This window comes from Actinomycetes bacterium (genome assembly GCA_036510875.1).
Classification (GTDB): Bacteria; Actinomycetota; Actinomycetes; order Prado026; family Prado026; genus DATCDE01.
On record DATCDE010000258.1, the window covers coordinates 1 to 22,260 of the forward strand.

General features: G+C 72.0%; 23 protein-coding genes and 1 tRNA gene. 14 read left to right on the forward strand and 10 right to left on the reverse strand.

All coding sequences use genetic code 11. The features are described from left to right. A partial coding sequence (locus tag VIM19_15000; protein HEY5186171.1) for a hypothetical protein occupies positions 1 to 302 on the reverse strand: 302 nt, incomplete at its 3' end. A gap of 160 nt (positions 303 to 462) precedes the next feature. Between VIM19_15000 and VIM19_15005 the strand changes: the two genes are divergently transcribed. The 3 genes from VIM19_15005 to VIM19_15015 are packed head-to-tail and all read left to right on the forward strand — an operon-like array spanning position 463 to position 3,115. Next, entirely contained in the window at positions 463 to 993 is a 531-nt protein-coding gene (locus tag VIM19_15005; protein ID HEY5186172.1) for a peptidylprolyl isomerase, read from the forward strand. Between the two features lie 7 nt (positions 994 to 1,000). After that, a complete protein-coding gene (locus VIM19_15010; GenBank protein HEY5186173.1) occupies positions 1,001 to 1,894 on the forward strand; it encodes a rhomboid family intramembrane serine protease in 894 nt (297 codons plus the stop codon). Between the two features lie 48 nt (positions 1,895 to 1,942). Then, positions 1,943 to 3,115 (forward strand): thiolase family protein, encoded by a 1,173-nt coding sequence (locus tag VIM19_15015; protein ID HEY5186174.1) that lies wholly within the window; start codon positions 1,943 to 1,945, stop codon positions 3,113 to 3,115. Positions 3,116 to 3,255: 140 nt separating this feature from the next. Here the strand turns inward: VIM19_15015 and crgA are convergent, their stop codons facing one another. Continuing rightward, entirely contained in the window at positions 3,256 to 3,513 is a 258-nt protein-coding gene (crgA, locus tag VIM19_15020; GenBank protein ID HEY5186175.1) for a cell division protein CrgA, read from the reverse strand. A gap of 148 nt (positions 3,514 to 3,661) precedes the next feature. On the opposite strand from crgA, the gene VIM19_15025 reads away from it, so the two are divergent. Genes VIM19_15025 through VIM19_15040 form a run of 4 tightly spaced genes read left to right on the forward strand, consistent with a single transcriptional unit; the run spans position 3,662 to position 6,010 of the window. Further along, on the forward strand, positions 3,662 to 4,393 hold the full coding sequence (locus VIM19_15025; protein ID HEY5186176.1) for a DUF881 domain-containing protein: 732 nt from the start codon (positions 3,662 to 3,664) through the stop codon (positions 4,391 to 4,393). Further along, the gene (locus VIM19_15030; GenBank protein ID HEY5186177.1) at positions 4,390 to 5,166 is read left to right on the forward strand and encodes a class E sortase; all 777 of its coding nucleotides are present in this window, start codon (positions 4,390 to 4,392) and stop codon (positions 5,164 to 5,166) included. Before VIM19_15025 ends, VIM19_15030 begins: the two co-directional genes overlap by 4 nt. Before the next feature lie 3 nt (positions 5,167 to 5,169). Then, positions 5,170 to 5,334: a hypothetical protein gene (locus tag VIM19_15035; GenBank protein HEY5186178.1), complete on the forward strand. Its 165-nt coding sequence runs from the start codon at positions 5,170 to 5,172 to the stop codon at positions 5,332 to 5,334. Between the two features lie 4 nt (positions 5,335 to 5,338). Beyond that, on the forward strand, positions 5,339 to 6,010 hold the full coding sequence (locus VIM19_15040) for an aminodeoxychorismate/anthranilate synthase component II (protein HEY5186179.1): 672 nt from the start codon (positions 5,339 to 5,341) through the stop codon (positions 6,008 to 6,010). Between the two features lie 55 nt (positions 6,011 to 6,065). Here the strand turns inward: VIM19_15040 and pknB are convergent, their stop codons facing one another. From pknB to VIM19_15070, 6 genes are read right to left on the reverse strand one after another with little or no spacing between them, the layout of a single operon-like run. Beyond that, positions 6,066 to 7,817, reverse strand: coding sequence for a Stk1 family PASTA domain-containing Ser/Thr kinase (gene pknB, locus VIM19_15045; GenBank protein ID HEY5186180.1), 1,752 nt, complete (start codon positions 7,815 to 7,817; stop codon positions 6,066 to 6,068). A 32-nt stretch (positions 7,818 to 7,849) separates the two neighbouring features. Continuing rightward, positions 7,850 to 9,307 carry a penicillin-binding protein 2 gene (locus VIM19_15050; protein HEY5186181.1) on the reverse strand — a complete coding sequence of 486 codons (1,458 nt, stop codon included), beginning with the start codon at positions 9,305 to 9,307 and terminating at the stop codon, positions 7,850 to 7,852. Positions 9,308 to 9,314: 7 nt separating this feature from the next. Then, positions 9,315 to 10,712: an FtsW/RodA/SpoVE family cell cycle protein gene (locus tag VIM19_15055; protein HEY5186182.1), complete on the reverse strand. Its 1,398-nt coding sequence runs from the start codon at positions 10,710 to 10,712 to the stop codon at positions 9,315 to 9,317. Further along, positions 10,709 to 12,010, reverse strand: coding sequence for a protein phosphatase 2C domain-containing protein (locus VIM19_15060; GenBank protein HEY5186183.1), 1,302 nt, complete (start codon positions 12,008 to 12,010; stop codon positions 10,709 to 10,711). Before VIM19_15060 ends, VIM19_15055 begins: the two co-directional genes overlap by 4 nt. A gap of 4 nt (positions 12,011 to 12,014) precedes the next feature. Then, positions 12,015 to 12,509 carry an FHA domain-containing protein gene (locus VIM19_15065; GenBank protein ID HEY5186184.1) on the reverse strand — a complete coding sequence of 165 codons (495 nt, stop codon included), beginning with the start codon at positions 12,507 to 12,509 and terminating at the stop codon, positions 12,015 to 12,017. A gap of 3 nt (positions 12,510 to 12,512) precedes the next feature. After that, positions 12,513 to 13,208 carry a DUF3662 and FHA domain-containing protein gene (locus tag VIM19_15070; GenBank protein ID HEY5186185.1) on the reverse strand — a complete coding sequence of 232 codons (696 nt, stop codon included), beginning with the start codon at positions 13,206 to 13,208 and terminating at the stop codon, positions 12,513 to 12,515. A 119-nt stretch (positions 13,209 to 13,327) separates the two neighbouring features. Between VIM19_15070 and VIM19_15075 the strand changes: the two genes are divergently transcribed. The 3 genes from VIM19_15075 to VIM19_15085 all read left to right on the forward strand — a co-directional run bounded on the left by VIM19_15075 (position 13,328) and on the right by VIM19_15085 (position 17,164). Further along, positions 13,328 to 13,414 (forward strand) — tRNA-Leu (locus VIM19_15075). A gap of 1,042 nt (positions 13,415 to 14,456) precedes the next feature. Further along, positions 14,457 to 16,550, forward strand: coding sequence for an EAL domain-containing protein (locus VIM19_15080; protein ID HEY5186186.1), 2,094 nt, complete (start codon positions 14,457 to 14,459; stop codon positions 16,548 to 16,550). Between the two features lie 8 nt (positions 16,551 to 16,558). After that, on the forward strand, positions 16,559 to 17,164 hold the full coding sequence (locus VIM19_15085) for a DUF5317 domain-containing protein (protein HEY5186187.1): 606 nt from the start codon (positions 16,559 to 16,561) through the stop codon (positions 17,162 to 17,164). A 45-nt stretch (positions 17,165 to 17,209) separates the two neighbouring features. Here the strand turns inward: VIM19_15085 and VIM19_15090 are convergent, their stop codons facing one another. Further along, on the reverse strand, positions 17,210 to 17,395 hold the full coding sequence (locus tag VIM19_15090) for a hypothetical protein (GenBank protein HEY5186188.1): 186 nt from the start codon (positions 17,393 to 17,395) through the stop codon (positions 17,210 to 17,212). A gap of 32 nt (positions 17,396 to 17,427) precedes the next feature. Next, positions 17,428 to 18,183 carry a heliorhodopsin HeR gene (gene heR, locus VIM19_15095; GenBank protein HEY5186189.1) on the reverse strand — a complete coding sequence of 252 codons (756 nt, stop codon included), beginning with the start codon at positions 18,181 to 18,183 and terminating at the stop codon, positions 17,428 to 17,430. Between the two features lie 123 nt (positions 18,184 to 18,306). Here heR and VIM19_15100 point away from each other — a divergent pair, with 123 nt between their 5' ends. The 4 genes from VIM19_15100 to VIM19_15115 form a co-directional block, all read left to right on the forward strand. Continuing rightward, a complete protein-coding gene (locus VIM19_15100) occupies positions 18,307 to 19,374 on the forward strand; it encodes an alpha/beta hydrolase (GenBank protein HEY5186190.1) in 1,068 nt (355 codons plus the stop codon). Positions 19,375 to 19,408: 34 nt separating this feature from the next. Next, positions 19,409 to 20,185 carry a M15 family metallopeptidase gene (locus VIM19_15105; protein ID HEY5186191.1) on the forward strand — a complete coding sequence of 259 codons (777 nt, stop codon included), beginning with the start codon at positions 19,409 to 19,411 and terminating at the stop codon, positions 20,183 to 20,185. Positions 20,186 to 20,460: 275 nt separating this feature from the next. Next, positions 20,461 to 21,069, forward strand: coding sequence for a L,D-transpeptidase family protein (locus tag VIM19_15110; protein ID HEY5186192.1), 609 nt, complete (start codon positions 20,461 to 20,463; stop codon positions 21,067 to 21,069). A gap of 126 nt (positions 21,070 to 21,195) precedes the next feature. Next, positions 21,196 to 22,260 (forward strand): phosphodiester glycosidase family protein (locus VIM19_15115; protein ID HEY5186193.1); only part of this gene is annotated, 1,065 nt, incomplete at its 3' end.

A 22,260-nucleotide genomic window follows, 5' to 3' on the forward strand; every position in this document is an offset into this window, starting at 1 on the left:
TACTCCGGCCAGCCATGGTCGTCCCACTCCTCGGTCGTCCGCCGCCTGCGCAGCACGACGACGGCGGCGCCGACGCCGGCCGCCAGGGCGGCCCCGACGATGAGCCACGGCCACCGCCGGCCGGCCGGCTGCACGGCCTCCCCTGATGCTGCTGTGAGCATCACCTCGGCGTGGTCCCTAGCGGCGTCGGGGGTCAGCTTCTCGGCGGCCGCCTCGAGCACGTCGACCAGCTTCGGGGCGACCGTCTCCTGGAGGGTGTCCTTGAGGGTGTCGAGGATCTCGGTGGTGCTCTGCGCAGCCATGCCTGCCCTGCTTTCCATCGACGACGTCGAAACGGCGGGAACCGCCTCCAGTGCCCAGCCTGCTGCCCCGGGGGGCGCCGTGCAATCCCTGGCGCGCGTGGGAGGATCGATCCGGTCCCGGGCTGCGGGGCCGCTGACGAGCCGTCCCGAGGAGGACCACGTGGTCGAGCACCTGACCGCAACCCTGCACACCAACCGGGGCGACATCCGCCTGGTGCTGTTCGAGCACCAGGCGCCCAAAACCGTGCGCAACTTCGTCGAGCTGGCCTCCGGCAGCCGGGAGTGGACCGACCCGCAGACCCGCCAGGCCACGACGGCCAAGCTCTACGACGGCACCACCTTCCACCGGGTGATCAGCGGCTTCATGATCCAAGGCGGTGACCCGCTCGGTACCGGAACCGGCGGCCCCGGCTACAAGTTCGCCGACGAGTTCCACCCCGAACTGAGCTTCAACCGGCCGTACCTGCTGGCCATGGCCAACGCCGGCCCGAACTCCAACGGCTCGCAGTTCTTCATCACCGTGACCACGACGCCGCACCTGAACTTCAAGCACACCATCTTCGGCGAGGTCGCGGACGCCGAGAGCCGGCAGGTGGTCGACGCCATCGCCACCACCGCAACCGGAGCGCAGGACCGTCCGGTGGAGCCGGTCGTCATCGAGTCGGTCACCATCGAGCAACCGCAGGCGTGAGCGGGCGGTGAGCGAGGGCCACCAGCCGGCCCCCACCTGCTACCGGCACCCCGATCGCGAGACGCACATCCGGTGCGTCCGCTGCGACCGGCCGATCTGCCCGGACTGCATGGTCGCGGCCTCGGTCGGCTTCCAGTGCCCGGAGTGCGTTCGCAGCGGGGCGGACACGACGAGGGCGCCGCGGACCGTGTTCGGCGGCCGGACCGACCACCGGGACGGCCTGGTCACCAAGGTCATCATCGGGCTGTGCCTGGGTGCCTTCGTGCTGCAGATCCTGATCCCCACGTTCACCGGCCGGTTCGCGCTGTTCCCGCTCGGGGTGGCCGCCGGCCAGTGGTACCGGCTGGTGACGGCGGCCTTCCTGCACGCCAGCATCTTCCACATCGGCTTCAACCTGCTGGCCCTGTGGGTGGTGGGCCCAGGACTGGAGTCTGTGCTCGGTCGGGCCCGGTTCATCACGGTGTACGCGGTGTCGCTCTTGGCTGGGGCAGCCGCCTCCTACGCGTTCAGCGCCCCGCTCGGCTACTCGCTGGGCGCCTCGGGGGCCGTCTTCGGCCTGTTCGGCGCGACCATCGTGGTGATGCGCCGGCTGAACCGGGAGATTGGCGGCCTGGTCGGCATCGTTGTCCTCAACCTGCTGCTGCCGCTGTTCATCCCGAACATCGACTGGCGCGCGCACGTGGGCGGCCTGGTCGCCGGCACGCTCGTTACCGTCGTCCTGGTGTACGCACCGCGTCGGGCGTGGACGGCCTCGGTGGTGGCGGCCGTGGGGGTGGTGCTGACCCTGTCGGTCGCCATGGTGGCGGTGCGCAGCCAGCAGCTGCGCACCGACCCGGTGCTCGGCCCCCTCGTCCAGCAGGTGCAGGAACTCGAGCAGAGCATCCACGGCAACCCGCTCTAGGATGGTGGCGTCGTTACCGGCCGGTAACCACCGAGAGAGGACCCGCACATGCGCGACGCCGTCATCGTGGCCGCTGTTCGTACCCCCGTCGGCAAGCGCAACGGCGCCCTCTCCGGCGTGCACCCGGTGGACCTGTCCGCCACCGTGCTGCGTGGCATCGCGGAGCGCACCGGCATCGACCCGGCCGTCGTCGACGACGTGATCTGGGGCTGTGTCGGCCAGTTCGCCGAGCAGACCTTCAACATCGGCCGCAACGCCGTGCTGGCCGCGGGCTGGCCGCAGACGGTCCCGGCCACCACCATCGACCGGCAGTGCGGATCGTCGCAGCAGGCGGTCCACTTCGCCGCGGCCGGGCTGGTCGCCGGGCAGTACGACGTCGTCGTGGCCGGCGGAGTCGAGTCGATGTCGCGGGTGCCGATGGGCGCTTCGATCGGCACGTCCGGGGCGGTTCCGTTCAGCGCCGACCTGCTGGCCCGGTACGCCGACGCGCTCGCCGCTGAGGGCACCCCGATGTTCAACCAGGGCGTGGGCGCGGAGATGATCGCCAAGCGCTGGGGCCAGTCACGGACCCAGCTGGACGAGTTCTCGGCGCGCTCGCACGAGCTGGCTGCAGCAGCGATCGACGCCGGCCGGTTCGCCCAGCAGATCGTCCCGGTGACACTGCCGGACGGCACCGTGGTGGACACCGACGAGGGCATCCGTCGCGGGACGACCGTGGAGACCCTCGCCGGCCTGCGCACCGCCTTCCGCGAGGACGGCGTGATCACGGCGGGCAACTCCTCGCAGATCTCCGACGGCTCGGCCGCGCTGCTGATGACGACGTCGGAGAAGGCCGCCGAGCTGGGGCTCACCCCGCTGGCCCGAGTGCACACCGCCGTGGTGGTCGGCGACGACCCGGTGATCATGCTCACCGGCCCGATCCCGGCCACCGCGAAGGCGCTGCAGCGCTCCGGGCTGTCGATCGACCAGATCGGCGCGTTCGAGGTGAACGAGGCGTTCGCCCCGGTGCCGCTGGCCTGGCTGGCCGAGACGGGCGCCGACGAGAAGGCGCTCAACCCCAACGGCGGCGCGGTGGCGCTCGGGCACCCGCTCGGGGCGTCCGGCGCCCGGCTGATGACCACCCTGGTGCACCACCTGCGCGACCAGGGGGTGCGCTACGGCCTGCAGACCATGTGCGAGGGCGGCGGGATGGCCAACGCGACCATCATCGAGGCGCTCTGAGCGCCTCCGGGGCGCTCAGCGGGGCGGTTCTCCACATTGGGGACAACCCATGTGGAGAACTACAGCGTTGTAGTTAGGTAACCGGGCGTTCAGCGGGCGTTCAACGGCCGGTCAACCCCGCCCCCGCCGGAACGGGTCCGTCAACGCCACTGGGTGGCCAGGCCGAAGCCGACCCCGAAGAAGGCGAAGCCGACCACCAGGTTCCAGTTGCCGAGGGCGGTCATGACCGGGATGTTCATGCCGGTCGTGAGGTAGTACACGACGATCCAGGCCAGCCCGATCACGAAGCAGGCGACCATGACCGGGACCAGCCACTTGGGGCTGACCTTGGACCGGGGGTCGACCTTCGGCGGCGGCGGCGTGAACGCGTTCTTGCGGCGGTTGCGCGACTCGGGCACGGTGGTGGCTCCTGCGGGACGACGGCAACGGCGGGACGTGTGCGGGCCGGGGGAACGGTCCCGTCCCGTTCCTCGTCAGTTAGCGTAGACGAGACGGTCCGGACCGACCCGCCCGACGGGTCCACACGCTGCAGGAGGTGGCGCCCGCGTGGCCGCACGGACAGCGTGGCGCGTCGGCGTGCCCGCGGTGCTGGCGCTGGCCGGCTTCCTGTTGGCCACCAGCGCGCAGACCGCCCGGGGCACTGACCTGCGGGCCGAGCGGCGCACCCAGCTGACCGACCTGATCCAGGAGCGCCAGCAGCGGGTCCAGGCGGACGTCGCCGCCGTGGAGAAGCTGCGCGCCGAGGTGGACCGGCTGACGACGGTCCGTGGGGCCGACGACCAGCGGGTCGCCGCGGCCCAGCAGGACGCCGGAGCGTTGGCCGTCCCCGCGGGGACGGTCGCACTGACCGGTCCAGGCCTGACCGTGACGCTCACCGACGCCTCGCGCGAGCCAGGCGTCGACCTGCCCCAAGGGGTGAGCCCCGACGACCTCGTCGTCCACCAGCAGGACGTCCAGGCTGTCGTCAACGCGCTGTGGGCCGGTGGGGCGGACGCCGTCCAGGTCATGGACCAGCGGTTGCTGAGCACCAGCGCGGTGCGCTGCGTGGGCAACACGCTGCTGCTCAACGGCCGGGTCTACTCGCCGCCGTACGAGGTCAGCGCCGTGGGTGACCCCCAACGGCTGCGCACGGCGTTGGAGTCCAACCCAGCGATCATCGTCTACCGGGAGTGGGTGAGCGCGGTGGGGCTCGGCTATCGGGTTCAGGAGCGGGCCACGCTCACCGTGCCCGGGTACCAGGGCACGCTGGCCCTCGAGCACGCGCAGCCGGCCACATGAGCGTCGACGACTCCGGCACCGCGCTGGCCGACGACCAGCCCCCCGCGCCGTCGCGCGCCGCCCGTCGCGTGCCGCCGCCGCTGTCCCCCGGGCGCCGGGTGGTCCGCACCGTCGGCGAGATCCTGATCACGCTGGGCGTCGTCCTGCTGCTGTTCAGCGTCTACCAGCTGTTCTGGACCAATGTCTCGGCCGACCTGGCCACCCAGCAGGTCACCGACCAGATCCGCAACGACTGGCAGTTCGGTCAGCACGGCACCAGCGCCGGCGCGCCCGACAGCGCGGCCGCGCCGCAGACCTTCAACCCCGGGCAGGGCTTCGCGCTGCTGCACATCCCGCGGCTGGGGACCGGCTGGGTGCGCCCCATCGTCGAGGGGGTCGCCCTGGACGACCTGAGGAAGGGTGTGGGGCACTACCCGGAGACGGCCACACCCGGCGAGATCGGCAACTTCGCGGTCGCCGGGCACCGCGCCACGAACGGTGAGCCGTTCCGCGCGCTGGACCTGCTCCGGCCGGGTGACCCGGTCATCGTGGAGACCGCGGACAGCTGGTTCGTCTACACCGTGGACAACACCCGGATCGTGGCGCCCACGCACGTCAGCGTGCTGCTCCCGGTGCCCGACCAGCCAGGGGTGAAGCCGACCAAGGCGATCATCACCTTGACGACGTGCAACCCGCGGTGGGCGTCCTACCAGCGGATGATCGTGACCGGGACCCTCGTGGAGACCCGGCCCAAGAGCCAGGGCCCGCCCGCGGCCCTCGGAAGCGGGGGGTGAGCCGTGTACGGCTGGCTGTGGAGTCACCTGCCGGGCGGTCGGGTCGGCCGACCCGTGGCGGCCGTGGTGCTGCTGCTCGCGGTGGTCGCGCTGCTGTTCTTGGTGGTCTTCCCCTGGGTCGAGCCGCACCTGCCGTTCACCGATGTCACCGTCAACCAGGGAGGATGACCCGGTGAGCACCTTGGAGGCGCCCCCCTCGGTGCGGCCGCGGTCCGACGGCGGCCGCCCGGTCCGTGTCCTCGTCGTCGACAACTACGACAGCTTCGTGTTCAACCTCGTGCAGTACCTGGGCCAGCTCGGCGCCGACCCGGTGGTGCTGCGCAACGACGAGGTGGGCATCGAGGAGGCGCTCGGGTACGACGCGGTGCTGCTGTCCCCCGGCCCGGGCACGCCGGAGGCGGCCGGGGTCTGCGTGGACCTGGTCCGCGCGGCGGCCGGCCGGGTGCCGGTGCTCGGCGTGTGCCTGGGCCACCAGGCGATCGGCGTGGCCTACGGCGCCCAGGTGACCCGGGCGCCCGAGCTGCTGCACGGGAAGACCTCGCTGGTCCACCACGGCGGCGCCGGGGTGCTGGCCGGACTGCCGGACCCGTTCACCGCGACGCGGTACCACTCGCTGGCCATCGATCCGGGGTCCGTACCCGGCGAGCTCGAGGTAACGGGCACCACGGCGTCCGGGGTGATCATGGCCGTGCGGCACCGCACGCTGGACGTCGAGGGCGTGCAGTTCCATCCCGAGTCGGTGCTCACCGAGGGCGGCCACCGGCTGCTGGCCAACTGGCTGGTGCGCTGCGGCGACCCGCAGGCCGTCGAGCGGTCGACCGGACTCGCCCCCGTCGTCGGCTGACCCTCGAGTTGCCAGGGTGAGGACGAGCTCTACGTCGTCCTCACCCTGACAGGACTCAGGGGGTCGGTGTCGGGGTCGGCGTGGCGGTCGGCGGGGGCGTGGCGGTCGGCGTGGGCGTCGGGCTGGGGGTCGGCGCGGTCGCCACCGTGATCGTCACGGTTCGGCCCTGCTGCAGCAGGGTGCCGGCGACCGGGCTCTGCGCGAGGACGGTGCCGGGGGTGTTGGTCGCCGAGTCCTGCGTGACCACCACCGGGTCGAAACCGGCGTTGGTGATGGCGGCCCTGGCCGCGGCCTCGGTCTGGCCGACGACGTTGGGCACGGCGACCTTCCCGCTGGAGATGGTGAGGTCCACCGAGGAGCCCTTGTCCACCGCGGTGCCCTCGGGCGGGTTCACCGCGATGACGGTGCCCACCGGCTTGTCGGAGTCCTGGGAGTTCAAGGCGCCGAGCACGAGGTTCGCCTGGTTGATGGCCTGGACCGCCTGCGACTGGGACAGGCCGACCAGGGTCGGCACGGCGACCTTCTCCGGGCCGGAGGACAGCACCAGGTCGACCACGGTGTTCTTCGCGACCAGCTGGTTGGCCGGCGGGCTGCTGCGCAGCACCGTGTCGGCTGGCTGGTCGTTGGTCTCCGCGGTCGTGGACCCGAGTGCCAGCCCGCGGTTGGTGAGCTCCTGGGTGGCCTGGGTCTTGGTCATGCCGGCCAGGTCGGGCACCCGGATCTGCTGCTGGCTGCTGAACAGGCTGCGGCCGAGGAACAGCGCCAGCGCCAGCGCGCCCACGACGGCCAGCGCCAGCAGCACGAACCAGGTGGTGCGCGAGCGGTCCTTCATCGGCGCGGCCGCGGGGTGGACCGCGGTCGGGACGACGGCCGGGATCACCTGGGTCGAGTCGGCCGAGTCCACCGGCTGCACCGGGACGGCGAGCAGGGGTGTCCCGGCAGCCGCCCGGTCGACGTCGGCGCGCATGTCCGCCGCGGACTGGTACCGCGCGTCCGGGCTCTTGGCCAGCGCCCGCAGCACCACGGCGTCCGCAGCCGGCGACAGGTCCGGGTTGAGCTGGGACGGCGGCACCGGGTTCTCCCGCACGTGCTGGTAGGCCACCGACACCGGGGAGTCGCCCATGAACGGCGGCCGCCCGGTGAACAGCTCGTACAGCAGGCAGCCGGCGGAGTACAGGTCGCTGCGGGCGTCGACGACCTCGCCCCTGGCCTGCTCGGGCGACAGGTACTGCGCGGTGCCGAGCACCGCCGAGGTCTGGGTCATGGTGGCGGCGCTGTCGGCGATCGCCCGGGCGATGCCGAAGTCCACGACCTTGACCTGCCCGGTGCGGCTGAGCATGACGTTGCCGGGCTTGATGTCGCGGTGGATGATCCCGTGCCGGTGGCTGTAGTCCAGGGCCGCGAGGACCCCGCTGCCGATCTCCAGCGCCCGCTCCGGCAGGAAACGGTGTCCGGACTTCAGCATGTCGCGCAGCGTGGTGCCGTCGACGAACTCCATGACGATGTACGGCACGGCGACCCCGTTGACGTCGGTCTCGCCGGTGTCGTAGACCGCCACGATGTTGGGGTGGTTGAGCGCAGCGGAGGACTGCGCCTCCCGCTGGAACCGGGTGTGGAACGCGGGGTCCCTGGCCAGGTCGCTACGCAGCAGCTTGATGGCGACCCGGCGGCCGAGCCGGAGGTCGCGCCCCTCGTGCACCTCGGCCATCCCGCCGCGGCCGATGACCTCGCCGAGCTGGTAGCGGTCGCTGAGGAGGCGGGGCTGCCCCACGTTGCCGGTGTCCGTCGGCGTCCCGTCCGTGCTCATCGCACCATCCTCGTCGCTTCCATGGTTCCCGATCATCCCTGAAGGACCGCCTCGATCACTGCCTTGGCGACCGGCGCTGCGAGTCGCCCCCCGCTGACCTCGCCCAGCTTGGTGGTGCCCTGGACCAGCACCGCAACAGCAACCTGCGGGTCGTCGGCCGGGGCGAAGGCGATGAACCACGCGTTGTCCGGCTGGCCCGGCGCGGTCTGTGCGGTGCCCGTCTTGCCGGCCACCTTGACCCCCGGGATCTGCGCCGAGGTCCCGGTTCCGGTCTGGACGACGCCCACCATCATGTCCGTCATCTGCTGGGCCAGCTCGGGGGTGAGCACCCGGTTGAACGGGGTCGCCGTCGCCGTCTCCAGGATGGCGAGGTCCGGCCCGCGGACCTCCTGCACCAGGTACGGCGTCATGACCACCCCCCGGTTGGCCACCCCGGCGGCCACCATGGCCATCTGCAGGGCGGTCGCGCGGACATCGAACTGGCCGATCGCCGACTGCGCGGTCTGCGGCACGTTGAGGTCGGTGGGGAAGCGGCTGGTGGCCGCCGTCATGGGCACCTGGAAGGAGTGGTTGAAGCCGTACAGCTCGGCCTCCTGCTGCAGGGCCGCGGCGCCGAGATCCATGCCCACCTTCGCCATCGCGGTGTTGCACGAGACCGCCAACGCCCTGGCCAGGGTCACCTTCCCGCCGTCGCACGGTTGGCGGTTCTCGTTGGCGAGGGACACGGTGGTGCCCGGCAGGACGATGGACGCCGGGGCGTCGATCAGCGTCGTGGGCGTGTAGCGGCCGCTGGCCAAGGCCGCGGACGCGGTGACGATCTTGAAGGTGGAGCCCGGCGGGGACAGCTCGACGAGCGGCCGGTTGAGCAGTGGCTGCTTCGCGTCGGCGATCAGCTTCTCCCAGGTGGCCTGCTCGGTGGCTGGGTCGTTGCTGGCCAGCCCGTTGGGGTCGAAGGACGGGCTCTGCACCAGCGCGAGCAGCGCCCCCGTCGACGGCTGGATCGCGACGACGGCCCCGATCCGGCCCTGCATGCCGTCGTAGGCGGCCTGCTGCGCCTTGGGGTTGAGGGTGAGGAGCACGTTGCCGCCGTTGGAGGTCCGTCCGGCGATCAGGTCGGAAAGGTTCTGCACGGCGAACCGCGGGTCGGCCCCGGACAGCACCGGGTTCTCGGTCCGCTCGATGCCGGTGCGGCCATAGACGAGGGAGTAGAAGCCGGTGGCCGAGGCGTAGAGCGGCCCGTTGGCGTACACCCGCTCGTACTTCAGCCGGCCCTCGCCGGCCTTAGACGACGCGACCGGGGCGTTGGCCACGAGGATCGCGCCGCGTGGCTTGCCGTACTCGGCGATCAGACTGCGGGTGTTGCCCGGCCGGTTGGCCAGGTCACCGGCCCGCACCACCTGAACCACGTTGACGTTGACCAGCAGGGCAAGGAACAGCAGCCCCACGAACAGCGCGAGCCGGCGCAGGGTCGTCGACAGGGTGCCGATCACGGGACACTCACCACCGGATCACCTCCGTGACGGCGTCCGACGGCTGAGCCGACCCTGGGCTTGCTGCCGGGGCCGGGCCGGCCGTCGGGACCGCGCGCCGGGCAGAGTCCGACACCCGCAGCAGCAGCGCCACGAGCATCCAGTTGGCGATCAGCGAGGAGCCGCCCGCGCACATGAACGGCGTGGTCAGCCCGGTCAGCGGGATCAGACCGGTGACCCCCCCGACCACGATGAACACCTGCAGGCCCACCACGAACGCCAGGCCCGCCGCCAGCAGCCGGCCGAAGACGTCGCGGGCGGCCAGCGCGGTCCGCAGCCCCCGCTCGACGAGGATCGCGTAGAGCACGAGCACGGCCATCAGCCCGGTGACGCCGAGCTCCTCGCCGATGGTGGCCACGATGAAGTCGGACTTGGCGAACGGCACCAGGTCGGGTGAGCCGCGGCCGATGCCGGTGCCGAGGATGCCGCCGTGGGCCAGCCCGAACAGGGCCTGGGTGGTCTGGTAGCCGGCGCCGCCCGGGTCGCTGAACGGCCGCAGCCACACGTCCACCCGGACCCGCACGTGTCCGAACTCGTGGTAGGCGAGGAAGGAGCCGAGCAGGAACAGCCCCATGCCGATGAAGACCCAGCTCAGTCGCCCGGTGGCCACGTAGAGCATGGCCACGAACAGGCCGAAGAACAGCAGCGAGGTGCCCAGGTCGTTCTCGAAGACGAGCACGCCCAGGCTGACCAGCCAGGCGACCAGGATCGGCCCGAGGTCTCGGCCGCGGGGCAGGTCGACCCCGAGGAACCGGCTTCGGGCCACCGCGAGGGCGTCCCGTTTCATCATCAGGTACCCGGCGAAGAACACGATGAGCGCGAGCTTGCCCACCTCGGCTGGTTGGAAGGAGAACCCGAGGGCGTGGATCCAGATCCGGGCGCCGTTGATGGACACCCCCACGCCGGGCACCAGCGGCAACACCAGCAGGGCGAGGCCGACGGCCATCGCGGTGTAGGTCAGCCGCTGCAGCATCCGTGGGTCTCGAACGACGACGAGGACGGCGACGAACAGTCCGACGCCGAGCGTGGTCCAGATCAGCTGGCTCGGCGCGGTCGGCTTGGGCAGGGCCCGGCCGGCGGCGAGGGCGTTGTCGGCCTCGGCGACGTCCAGCCGGTGGATCAGCGCCAGCCCGAGGCCGTTCAGGGCGACGACGACCGGCAGCATGACCTGGTCGGCGGCGGGGGCCCGCCAGCGCACCACCAGGTGCGCGACCACGGCCAGCGCCACCGCGATCGCCGCGTACGTCCAGAATGACTGGGGCAGCCGCCCGTCGTGGACGAAGCCCACCTGGGCGTAGGCCAGCAGGCCGATGGCCAGGGCCGGGACCAGGAGCAGCAGCTCGCCCAGCCGCCAGGTGCGGGTCATCGCGTCGCGCTCGCAGCCGGGCTCGCGGCCGGGGTAGCCGTGGTGGTCGCGGTGATGCCGGCGGAGGGCGTGGGGCTCGGCGTCGCGCCGGGACTGGGCGGCGGGCAGCCGGACGGCGTGGGGGTGCGCCCGCAGGCCGCGGCCTCGTCCTGCAGCCGGGACACGATCCGTCGGGCATGGTCGAGGTCGTCGGCGCTGATCGTGTCCTGGACCTGCTCCTGGGCGAACAGCGGCAGCGCGGCGACGTCGATGTCGCTGGGCTCGGCCACCCGGGACAGCGACCGGCCGAGCACCTGCTGGCTGACCCCCTGGTAGATCACCACCTGGCCGTTCTTGGCCCCCACGTAGTACTGGCTCTGGCTCCAGCGGTAGGCCAGGACGACGCCGACGGCCAACGCGACGAGCAGCAGCACGACCGGCAGGACGACCCACAGCCGGTGCCCGTGGCCGTCGTCGTCACCGTCGTCGTCCGGGCCGTCCGGCGCGCCGCCCTCCGCGTTTGTCGCAGTTGCGGCCGCGTCGCCCTCCTCGGCGGCGGCACCGAGGAGGGCGGCCGGCTGTGGCAGGTCGCCGTCGTCCGACTCGGTGACCTCCGCGACCACGCAGGTGACGTTGTCCGGGGCGCCGGCCCGGCGGGCCAGGTCGACCAGCCGCTCGACCGCCTCGGCCTGGTCGTGCTGGGCCAGGACGTCGCGCAGGGTGGCGTCGGACAGCACCCCGGAGAGGCCGTCGCTGCACACGAGGTAGCGGTCGTCGGCCCGTGGCGTGCGCAGGCTGATCTCCGGCTCGACCTCGACCCGGCCGTCCAGTGCCTGCAGCAGCACCGATCGCTGCGGGTGCGACTCGGCCTGAGCCTGGCTGATCCGCCCCTCGTCGACGAGCGACTGGACGAGGGTCTGGTCGTGGGTCAGCTGCTCGAGGACGCCGTCGCGGAGCAGGTAGGCGCGGGAGTCCCCGACCTGGGCCACGCCCACGAGGTCGCCGGACAGCAGCAGTGCCGTGACCGTCGTCCCCATGCCCTCCAGCTCGGGGTCGGCGAGCACCAGCTCGCGCAGGGCGTCGCCGGCCCGGGCGATCGCGGCCCGCAGCACGACGTCGGGCTGGACGTCGTCGGCGGGCAGCGGCTCGAGGGCGGCGAACACCCGGGCGACGGCGGCGCTGGCGACCTCGCCGGCGGCGTGCCCGCCCATGCCGTCGGCGACCACCAGCAGGTGCGGGCCGGCGTAGCCGGAGTCCTCGTTGCCGCGCCGGATCAGGCCGATGTCGGAGCGCGCCGCATATCGCAGGTACAGGGCCATCCGGCTACTTCCGCAGCTCGAGGACGGTCTTGCCGATCCGGATGGCGGTGCCGGGGGGGATGACGGACGCCTGGGTGAGCCGAGCCTTGCCGAGGTAGGTGCCGTTGGTGGAGCCGAGGTCCTCGACCACCCAGGTGCCCTCGTGCGGGTACAGCCGGGCGTGCCGGCCCGAGCAGTAGTCGTCGTCCAGCGCGAGGGTGTTCTCGGGGGCCCGGCCGATGGTGATCGGGGTGGCCCCCAGCTCGATCGTGGTGCCCTCGTGGGAACCGGCGGTGACCACGAGGTGGCGCGGCGCGTTGCGCTTGGGCTTGGCCGGTTTCGGTTTGGCCGGCTTCACCGCGGACACCGCCACCGGGGTCGCGACCGGGGTCGGCCGCTTTGCGCGGGCCCGCCGCCGGGTGAACAGGTCGTTGCGCATGACCGAGGCCACTGACAGCACCATGAGCCACAGCAGGGCCAGGAAGCCCAGCTGGATCAGGGTGATGGTCAGCTGCGACACCGGCTACCTGCCGTACCGGAAGACCAGCGCCGTCGAGCCGACGGCCAGCCGGGCGCCGTCGTACAGCTCAGCGGTGGTCACCCGCTCGCCGTCCAGGAAGGTGCCGTTGGTGGAGCCGAGGTCGGTGATCCGCGGCGGATCGGACAGCACGACCTCGGCGTGCCGGCGAGAGACGCCGAGGTCCTCCAGCCGCAGGTCCGCCTCGGCGCCACGGCCCAGGACGGTGTGCCGACGGGTGAGGACGTAGGTGTGGCCGCCGGCCTCCAGCGCCGCGGAGACGGGCGCCGGGACGGCGGTCTCGGGTGCGGCCGGGGGCGCGCCCTCCGGAGCGGCCACGGCCTGGCTGCGGATCCGGAACAGCCCGGTGTCCAGGTCGTCGTGCAGCTCAAAGGCCACGGTGACCGGCCCGACGAACGCGAAGCCCTGCTCGTCGGCGTGCTCGCGGACCATGGCGCCGAGCTCGGAGCCCAACGGCTCGGCGTACCCGATCAGCCGGTCATAGTCGTGCCCGCCCAGCTCGACCGTGAACTCGTTGGGCACGATCGTGCGCCCGCGGGTGACGATGGCGGCCCGGTCGTCGCACTCGCGCTGCAGTGCGGCGGCGACCTCGACCGGCTGGACCTCGGACTTGAAGGCGCGCGCGAAGGCCCCGTTGACCATCCGGTCGAGGCTACGCTCGAACCGGTCCAGGACGCCCATGCGTACCTCCTCGTGGCCGCGTTCCCGGGTGGGTCGCGGCTGAGCCTTGTCGATCGTATCCGTGGAGGCGGACGGCGGTCGGCCCGCAGCGGGCTGCGTGATAGCCTCGTGCGGCTCACGCGCGAGTGGCGGAATAGGCAGACGCGCACGGTTCAGGTCCGTGTGTCCGAAAGGACGTGGGGGTTCAACTCCCCCCTCGCGCACCAACAGATAGTCATGGCATCTGACGCGAAGATTCCCTCGCGGCAGCCGCTTGGCTCGTTCGGGGTGTGGCCTGGTGCAGAAATCGCCGAGGGGATCGTCGTAGAGGGGCCGTCGCGGCCCATGTGCCAGATGATGGTGCGCATCGTGTGCTGAATCGAGACGTTGGCTCTCCTGGGGCCACGTCGGGATGCGATCCGGCGGTAGCGGGCGCCGAGGCACCGCGAACCCGGCGTCCTCCAGCAGGTAGTCCGACGGCTTTCCGTCTCGACGGTCTTCCGGCGACCCAGACACAGACCTTGGCGTCCTGCTTGGAGAGTCGAGCCCGGCACCGTGAACGGGACGACTTCCATCGCTGTCACCTGCTTCCCGTCTGCGGATCACTCGATGTCCGCCGCGAGGAGGGCAGGGAGAACACAGGAGTCTGACGCTCGGGCTCAAAGGCACCGATCCACGGTTCCCGTCGAAAACCTCCACCACCACAGGCTCACCGGCACGACAGAGGACGCGGGGTCGACCGCGACGAACCCGCCGTCCTGGCAGGCCCGACTCGGGGAAAGGGGGGTCCGTGCTCTGCGGTGAACCGGCGTCACGAAATGCCGTGTCAGGAGTCCCACCGGTGAGCCCTCAGGCAGCAGGCGCATCGGTACGCATCTGTTCGCGGTGGTCGGCTCTGCATTGGTTCGTGCTGCCCGGGAACCTGCTGGGTGAGCGTGACTGACCCGAGTGGTTCACCCGGATGGCGGCGGTGGCAGTTCCATGATCCGCCGATGACACCAAGGAGGCGTGCTGGTCGGGCTGCAGCCCGCCTCGGGACGTCTCGCCAGCCCATGGGGGGGTTTATGAAGGACAACATCACGAAGGAGCTCGTCGTCCGCGCCGCGGGCGTGGCGGCGACCATCGCAGCGCTGGTCTCGATCGTTGGCGCCGCGAATAAGTGGTGGTGACGATGATCTGCATCCAGGAGAGCGCCGGGTCGCAGGTCGTGGACTCCGACGGGACGTGCTGCACGTTCCTGGCCGTCGCCACCGCCGGACGTAAGTGGACGTGATCGACGCTTCGGGGCGGGCCGCCGGGACACCGGCAGCCCGCCCCGGCGCGCGCTCGCTCATCTGGTTCGTGCTGCTCGTTGCGGCCGCCGGTGCGTTCGCCGTGGCCTCCGTCTGGCTCCGCCAGCCGCCGTGGTCGGGCTGGCAGGGGCAGCGCGTCCTCCTCGGTGTCCTGGCCGTCACCCTCATCCTCGGCGAGCTCCGGCCTATCCCCATCTCCCGGGGCGATGACAGCACTGACCAGATCACCATCTCGACGACCTCGGCGCTGATGCTGCTGATCAGCGGCCCGCTGGGGTTCGCTCTGGCCGTCCAGTGTGCTGCCGTGCTGTTCGACGACATCCGCGCGCGCCGCAGTCCACTCAAGATCGTCTTCAACTTCAGCCAATACGTGCTGACGCTCGTGGCGGCCCGGGGCGTCTTCGCGCTGCTCTCCGGCGACCCGTTCATCGGCCCCTACCGACCGTTCGACACCCACGACCTTGGTGCTGCGCTCATCGCCGGTGCCGCGTTCTTCGCCGTGAACCTCTGGTTGATCTCCGCGGTGGTGGCCCTCGCGTCGAACCATCCGGTCCGGGACATCCTCCGCGACGACTTCCGCTTCCAGGCGACGACCTCCGGCGTGCTCATCGCGCTGGCTCCGGTGGGCCTGGTAGCCGTCCAGGCGTCACCGTTGCTGCTCGGGCTGCTCGCCATGCCGCTGCTCGCCGTGCACCGAAGCGCCCGGCTCGCCGTCAAGCACGAGCGCGAGTCGTTGCGTGATCCGCTGACCCGGCTGGCGAACCGGCAGCTCTTCCGGGACCGCGTCGAGCGAGCGCTGACCGAGTCTGAGCGCACCGGGCGCCTCGTCGCGGTGATGATCATCGACCTTGACCACTTCAAGGAGATCAACGACACGCTGGGCCACCAGGTGGGGGACGAGCTGCTGGTCGAGGCCGCGGGCCGCCTGCAGCGCAGCCTGCCCGACCAGGCCACGGTCGCCCGCCTGGGAGGGGACGAGTTCGCCGTCCTCGTCTACGACCTGGGGTCGTCGGAACAGGCCGAGGAGGTCGCGGCGCAGATGCTGCTCGGGCTGACCAGCGCCATCCACCTGGGCCACATCCGGTTGAGCATCCAGGCCAGCGCCGGCATCGCGCTGGCGCCCGCGCACGGCACGGACGTCTTCACGATCATGAAGCGCGCCGACGTCGCCATGTACGACGCGAAGCGGGACCGGTCTCGGGTCCGCATCTACCGACCCGAGAAGGACACCCACACGCCGCGTCGGCTCGAACTGCTCTCCGACCTTCGATCCGCGGTCGAGTCGCACGAGATGTTCCTCGTGTTCCAACCCAAGCTGGATCTGCGCTCGGGCGCGGTCACCAGCGTCGAGGCGCTGGTGCGGTGGGCGCACCCGACCCGGGGGCTCATCCTCCCGGACGAGTTCATCACCCTCGCCGAGAACACCGGCATGGTGGGAATGATCACCCAGTTCGTGCTTCGCAGCGCCGTGGAGCAGGTCGAATCCTGGAGCCAGGCTGGTCTCGTCCTCGACGTGTCGGTCAACGTCTCGGTGCGCGACCTGGCGGACTCGGCACTAACGGGTGTCGTCGCGGGGATGCTGGACCGGGCGGGGCTGCCCCCGGCACGACTGACCCTGGAGGTCACCGAGCACGGGGTGATGGCCGACCCGTTGGTCGCCAACGAGGTGCTGCAGCGACTGCGCGAGGTCGGCGTCCGGGTGGCCGTGGACGACTACGGAACGGGCAACACGGCACTGACGTACCTGAAGGTGCTGTCCATTGACGAGCTGAAGATCGACAAGTCGTTCATCACCAACTTCGCGGTCGACGAGAACGACGAGATCATCGTGCGCTCGACGATAGACCTTGCCCACAATCTCGGGCTTCAGGTCGTGGCGGAGGGGGTCGAGGACGAGGCCACGCTAAGGAGGCTGCGGGTGCTCGGGTGCGACCTGGCGCAGGGCCACTACGTGAGCCGCCCGGTGACCGCGGACGAGCTCGGGACGTGGCTGCGGTCCAGGTCGAAGCTGACGGTCCAGAGCGGGGCGCGGTCACCGCTGCTGACCCCCCCGGCCTACGAGAGCGCCTAGGAGCCGCCGTGCTGGTCCTCGTCGCCGCGGTGCTGGCCGCTCTCACTGCCGTCGTCCTCGGGGGTCGGCCGTCCCGACTGCTGCAGGTTCGGCTGCGCGCCAGCTGGCTGCCGGCGCTGGCGCTCGGACTGCAGCTGGTCATCCTCCAGGTGGTCGAGGCCTGGCCCCGGCCCCTGCTGACGACCATCCACGTGGCTACCTACGTGATGGCGGCGGTGTTCATCTGGCTCAACCGGGCGATTCCAGGACTCCTGCTGGTCGCGGCGGGGACGGTGTCGAACGGCCTGACCATCGCCGTCAACGGCGGCACCCTCCCGGCTCGCGCTTCGGCCCTCGCCGCGGCGCACATCGACAAGGACCCGGCCCTCTTCCTCAACTCCGGAGTCGTTGCGCATCCGAGGCTCGCCGTCCTGGGCGACGTGTTCGCCTGGCCGGCGCCGCTGCCGTTCGCCAACGTGTTCAGCGTCGGCGACATCCTGATCGTCGTCGGCGTAGCGTACGGGGCCCACCGCATCACCGGGTCACGACTGTGCCGACCCCGCAGCCGCCCCGAGGCGGACCTGGAGGCGGTCGAGTCGGTGAGCACGGCGGCGGTCGCGACCGACGAGGGCTAGGGCCAGCCGGACAGCACGACCTTTCACGCCGGGCCCAACGACGTGCTAGGCCGCGGCACCGACCCGGCGGACCAGTTCCGACGCTACGACGCAGCGGTTCGCCAGGTCTCGGCCGTCAGCGGGCCGGCTGGTGCGGTTCGCGTCCATCTCCCGGGCCGGCGGCACCGGGCGGCTGGCGTCGGCTACGCCCTCCTCGACCCACGCGTCCGGCTGCACTGACTCCCGCCGCATCCCGGCGGGCTGACGCGCGTGGCGGCGTCCGGCTACGCGGCGAGCGCCCCGGCGAAGATCTGCCAGGCCAGTGCTGACTTGGCCACCAGGCTGAGGGTGACGTCCGCGCGCTCACCCACGAGGTAGTCCCGCCAGCGGCCGACCTGCTTGTACTGCAGCCACTGGTTCACCGCGAACACGTTGAAGAACCGGAACAGCGACACGATGATCGCGTAGACGAAGGCTGGCGGCTCGGCCCCGCTCGTCGACCCCGGGGCGATCGTGTAGACCACCACGGCCAGCCACGGGACGACGGCGGCGACGCAGCCGAAGATGAACGGCAGCCAGCCGCCGTCGCCCGGCTCCTGGTACTTCTCCTTCAGCCAGCCAGCCAGCCAGCCGAACCGGATCGCCGAGACGTTGACGCCGAACAGGGCGATCAGCGCGGCCACGTCGGAGATGCCCACGAGCTGCGCGATGACCACGATCATCAGCGAGCTGGAGAGCGAGTACTCCACCCAGCCGAAGTAGTTGCGGTGCTTCAGCAGACCCGTGCGGTAGCGGTCGAAGAACTGCGGGGACGCGAGCACCAGGTGCGCCACAGCGGACAGCGCCAGGAAGCCGGCCACGGCCAGGCCCACGGGGGTGTCCAGCAGCGTGACGGCGTCACTGGGCAGCGTCCCGGGCGGCCCGGCCAGGTCGTGAGCGGTCACCGGCAGGCTGAACCCGTTGGCCAGCGCGAGGACGATGGCGGCCTGGACGGCGTGCAGCGCAGCGGCCACCAGGTTGTACCTGCGCAGCCCCGCGATGCTCTGATCGGTGGTCGCGACTCTCCTCTCGCCACCCTGGAGTGGCTCCTCGTCGAGCGTACGAGGGTCTCCGGGGTGCGCAGGACGAGCGCTGCCGAGCTGAGGCTCTCGTACGCTGGCCAGGTGAAACCGTCCGGCCACCTGCTGGCGGCTGCGGGACTCGTGGCCTTGAGCGTGCTGGCCCAGGGCTGCGCCGCCATGGGCTCAACCCGAGCGGCCGCGGCCGGCCGCCCGGCCGCGACGACCGCACCGACGACACCTGCGCCGTCCAGCGCGGCCGTGCGCACGCCGTCGGTGACCGCGACGCCCCGCCGCTCAGCGGCGGCTACTGCCCCCCCGACGAACAGGCCCACGGCCAAGCCCATGGCGACAGCCACGGCCAAGCCCACGTCGAGCCCGACCCCCGGCACAGCGAGCGGCACCGTCAGCGGCATCTACCCGGCCGCCGGGGTGCGGCAGTGGCTGCACTGCCAGGGCAGCGGTGCGGTCACCCTCGTGGTCATCCCCGGCCTGGGCACCAGCGCGGCGGCCTGGTCCGGGGTGCTCCCGTCCCTGCAGCGGGTGACCCGGACCTGCGTCTACGACCGGCCGGGGCTCGGGCACAGCCCGGCCCGCCCGAACGCCAGGCAGGTGGTGGACGCCGGCCTCTACGCCCGCGAGCTGGCCGCCCTGCTCGCCGCCGCTGGGGAGAAGGGCCCCTACGTCGTCCTGGGGCACTCCTTCGGCGGGCTGATCGCCCGGGCCTTCGTGCACACCTACCCGGGCTTGGTGCGCAGGGTGCTGCTCGCGGAAAGCGTGACCCCCGGCGACCCCACTACCGGCCGGTACTGGCCCGAGGCCGGTCACCAGATCGACATGGTGGTCAGCTCGGCCGCCACCGGCGGGGGCCCGCCCATGGGCCGGCTGCCGCTGCTCGTGCTCAGCGCGTCCAACCCGGAGGAGGACCACCTCGGCGGGCCGACCTACGGCCAGCCGCAGTCGATGATCGACCTCTGGCGGCGCCAGCAGCACGACGACCTCACGCTGTCGACCGACTCCATCCAGGTCATCGCGCACTCGGGCCACGTGCTGCAGCAGGACAACCCGGGCGCGGTCGTCGAGGCGGTCCGTGAGCTGGTCGCCGCCGCCCCGACGGGGGCGGCGCTGCGGTGCACCGCCGTGTGGAGCAGGTATGGCTCGACCTGCAGCTGATTCGACCGGCAGCCGGCGGGGGATCCTGCTCGCCGTGTCCGCGCCCCTGCTCGTTGCCGGTTGCGCCGCGCCGTCGACGCCCGGCGCTGCGTCGTCTTCCACCGCGCCGTCCCCCACCGGGTCGGCCAGCCAGGTCGCTTCCGCCTTGCCGTCTCCCACCGCGGTGCCGCCGTCCCCGACCACGAGCCCGGCTGCGACCGGCTCGCCGACCCCAGCCCCGACGGCGGGCGCCGTCATCGCGGCCGTGCCCGCGGCCCAGTGGGCCAGGATCGTGGCCGTCGGCGCGTGGCACACCGGCTGCCCGGTGACCCGCGCGGACCTGCGCCGGGTCGAGGTGAACTTCCACGGCTTCGACACGGCGGTCCATCGCGGCGTCCTGGTCGTTAACGCCGACGTCGCCGCCAGCGTGGCCAGGATCTTCACCGAGCTGTTCGACGGGGGCTTCCCGATCCGGCGGATGCAGCCGATCGAGGTGTACGGCGGCGACGACAACGCGAGCATGGCCGCCGACAACACCTCCGCGTACAACTGCCGGCGCGCCGCCCAGGCCAACGCGCCGGCGACCGCCTCGCCGCACGCCAACGGCCGAGCCGTCGACGTCAACCCGTACGAGAACCCCTGGATCGACAGCCGCTGCCAGTGCTTCCAGCCGGACTCCCGCTACGGGACGAACCGCACCGGTGCCGGCGTCATCACCAAGGGCGGCGTGGCCTGGTCGGCGTTCACGCGGGAGGGCTGGATCTGGCAGGACAACGCCACCATCGACTACCAGCACTTCGACACCGGCTACCCGTCGAGGCCGCTGTCGTGACGGCGCGGACCGGCCGGGCCGACCGCCAGGCGGGGAGGGCTGCGGCCGCTGCGGCCGTGAGCGTGCTGCTCGCCTCCTGCGCGGCGAGCGCGCCGGCCGCGCCGCCGGTGGCCAGCACTCCGCCGGGCTCCCCCGCTGGCGCCGCCGCGCCGACTCCAACTCGGACACCGACTCCAACTCGGACACCGACTCCGACACCGACGAAGGCCGGAGCCGCCCCGACCCCCTCAGCCGCCGCCCCGGCCCAGCGGACGGCGCCGGCCGGCCCGGCGCCCGTGCGGCTGCCGTTCCCAGTGCCGGTCGTCGTGGGCAACGCGACCCAGGTCGTCACGGTCCGGGCGTCCGGGTCCTGGGCCACGGTGGTGGCCTGGCAGCGCGACGCCTCCGGCTGGCACCGGGTGCTGAGCACGACCGCGGCCAGGATCGGCGCCAACGGGGTCACCAGCGGCGCCACCCGCCGTCAGGGGACGAACACCACGCCGACCGGGACCTACACCCTGACCCAGGCGTTCGGGATCCTGGCCAACCCCGGGGCCCGGTTGCCCTACCACCGGGTGGGGCCGGACGACTGGTGGGTCGAGGACAACAACAGCCGCTGGTACAACAGCCTGCGCCAGGCCTCGGCCGGCGGCTTCGACACCGCGCTGCCGGAGTCCGCCGTCAACGGCAGCGAGCACCTGATCCGGCACATCGGGCAGTACGACTACGCGGTGGTGATCGACTACAACATGCACCCGGCGGTGCTGTACCGGGGCGCGGGCATCTTCTTGCATGTCTCGGACGGCTACCCGACGGCCGGCTGCGTCGCGGTGCCCAGGACCACCCTGGTGACGATCCTGCGCTGGCTCAACCCGGGCGCCCACCCCCGGATAGCCATCGGCTGACCCGAGCCCGCTGCTCCGGGCTCCGGCGTGTCCTCATGGATCCTTCATGCGGCGGGGCTTCACTCAGCGGCGCCGACGGCTGGGCAGCTGCCCGCCGGACCGGAAGCGAACCGAAGGGAAATGTCTGTGGCCGCGTCGCCAGCCAAGCGCCGTCGAGTTCTTCGCCTGCTGCGCACCGTGGTGGTGGTCGTCCTGGTCCTGCTGCTGCCGGTGGGCTGGTCCCTCGGCCGGGCGGTGACCGCGCCGGGGACCGACAGCATGGCGGCTCGGGTGGCCGAGTGGGGTCGTGACCACGGGATGGGCGCGCTGGTCACCGCGGGCGAGAACCTGCAGTACCAGCTGAGCCCGCCGAAGACGGGCGGGGCGCCGAACGCCCAGGCGCTGGCCGCGGCCGGTCTGGGGCAGGCGGCGGCGACCATCCAGGCGGCGATGACAACGAAGCGGCAGATCGCCCTGCATGCGCCGCTGGCGCCGTTGGCCTCTCCGGGGCTGGCCGGTGAGGGGGTGTTCCGCCCGGTGGTGACGGTGAAGGGTCAGCCGGCGGTGCAGGTGGCCTACCTGCGCCCGGACTCCAGCCACACGTCGTATCTGGCCGGGGTGGTGTGGATGAGCGGGAAGGCGCTGCGGCTGGTGCAGCACCCCGGGTTCGAGGACCCGGGGCACCTGAGCCTGTTCTCCCAGCCGGACACGGTGCCGACGTCGGCCCGGGCCGGCCTGGTCGCCACCTTCAACAGCGGGTTCAAGATCAAGGACGCGCGCGGCGCCTACTACGCGGACGGGCACACCGTGGGCGCGCTGACCGCGGGGGCCGCGTCGCTGGTGGTCTACAAGGACGGGCACACCGACATCGGCGCGTGGGGCTCGACGGTGTCGATGACCCCGGACGTGGTCTCGGTGCGGCAGAACCTCAAGCTGCTGGTCGACAACGGCCAGCTGGCGCCGAACCTGGACAGCAACGTGCAGTCCAACTGGGGCGCGACGATCAAGGGCGCCTACTACGTGTGGCGGTCCGGAATCGGGGTGACCAAGTCCGGTGACCTGGTCTTCGTGGCCGGCGACGCGCTGTCGGTGCACAGCCTGGCCGCTCTGCTGCTGCGTGCCGGTGCGGTGCGGGCCATGCAGCTGGACATCAACGTGGCCTGGATCTCGTTCATGTGGTACACGCCGGGGGCCAGCGTCACCAGTCCGGTC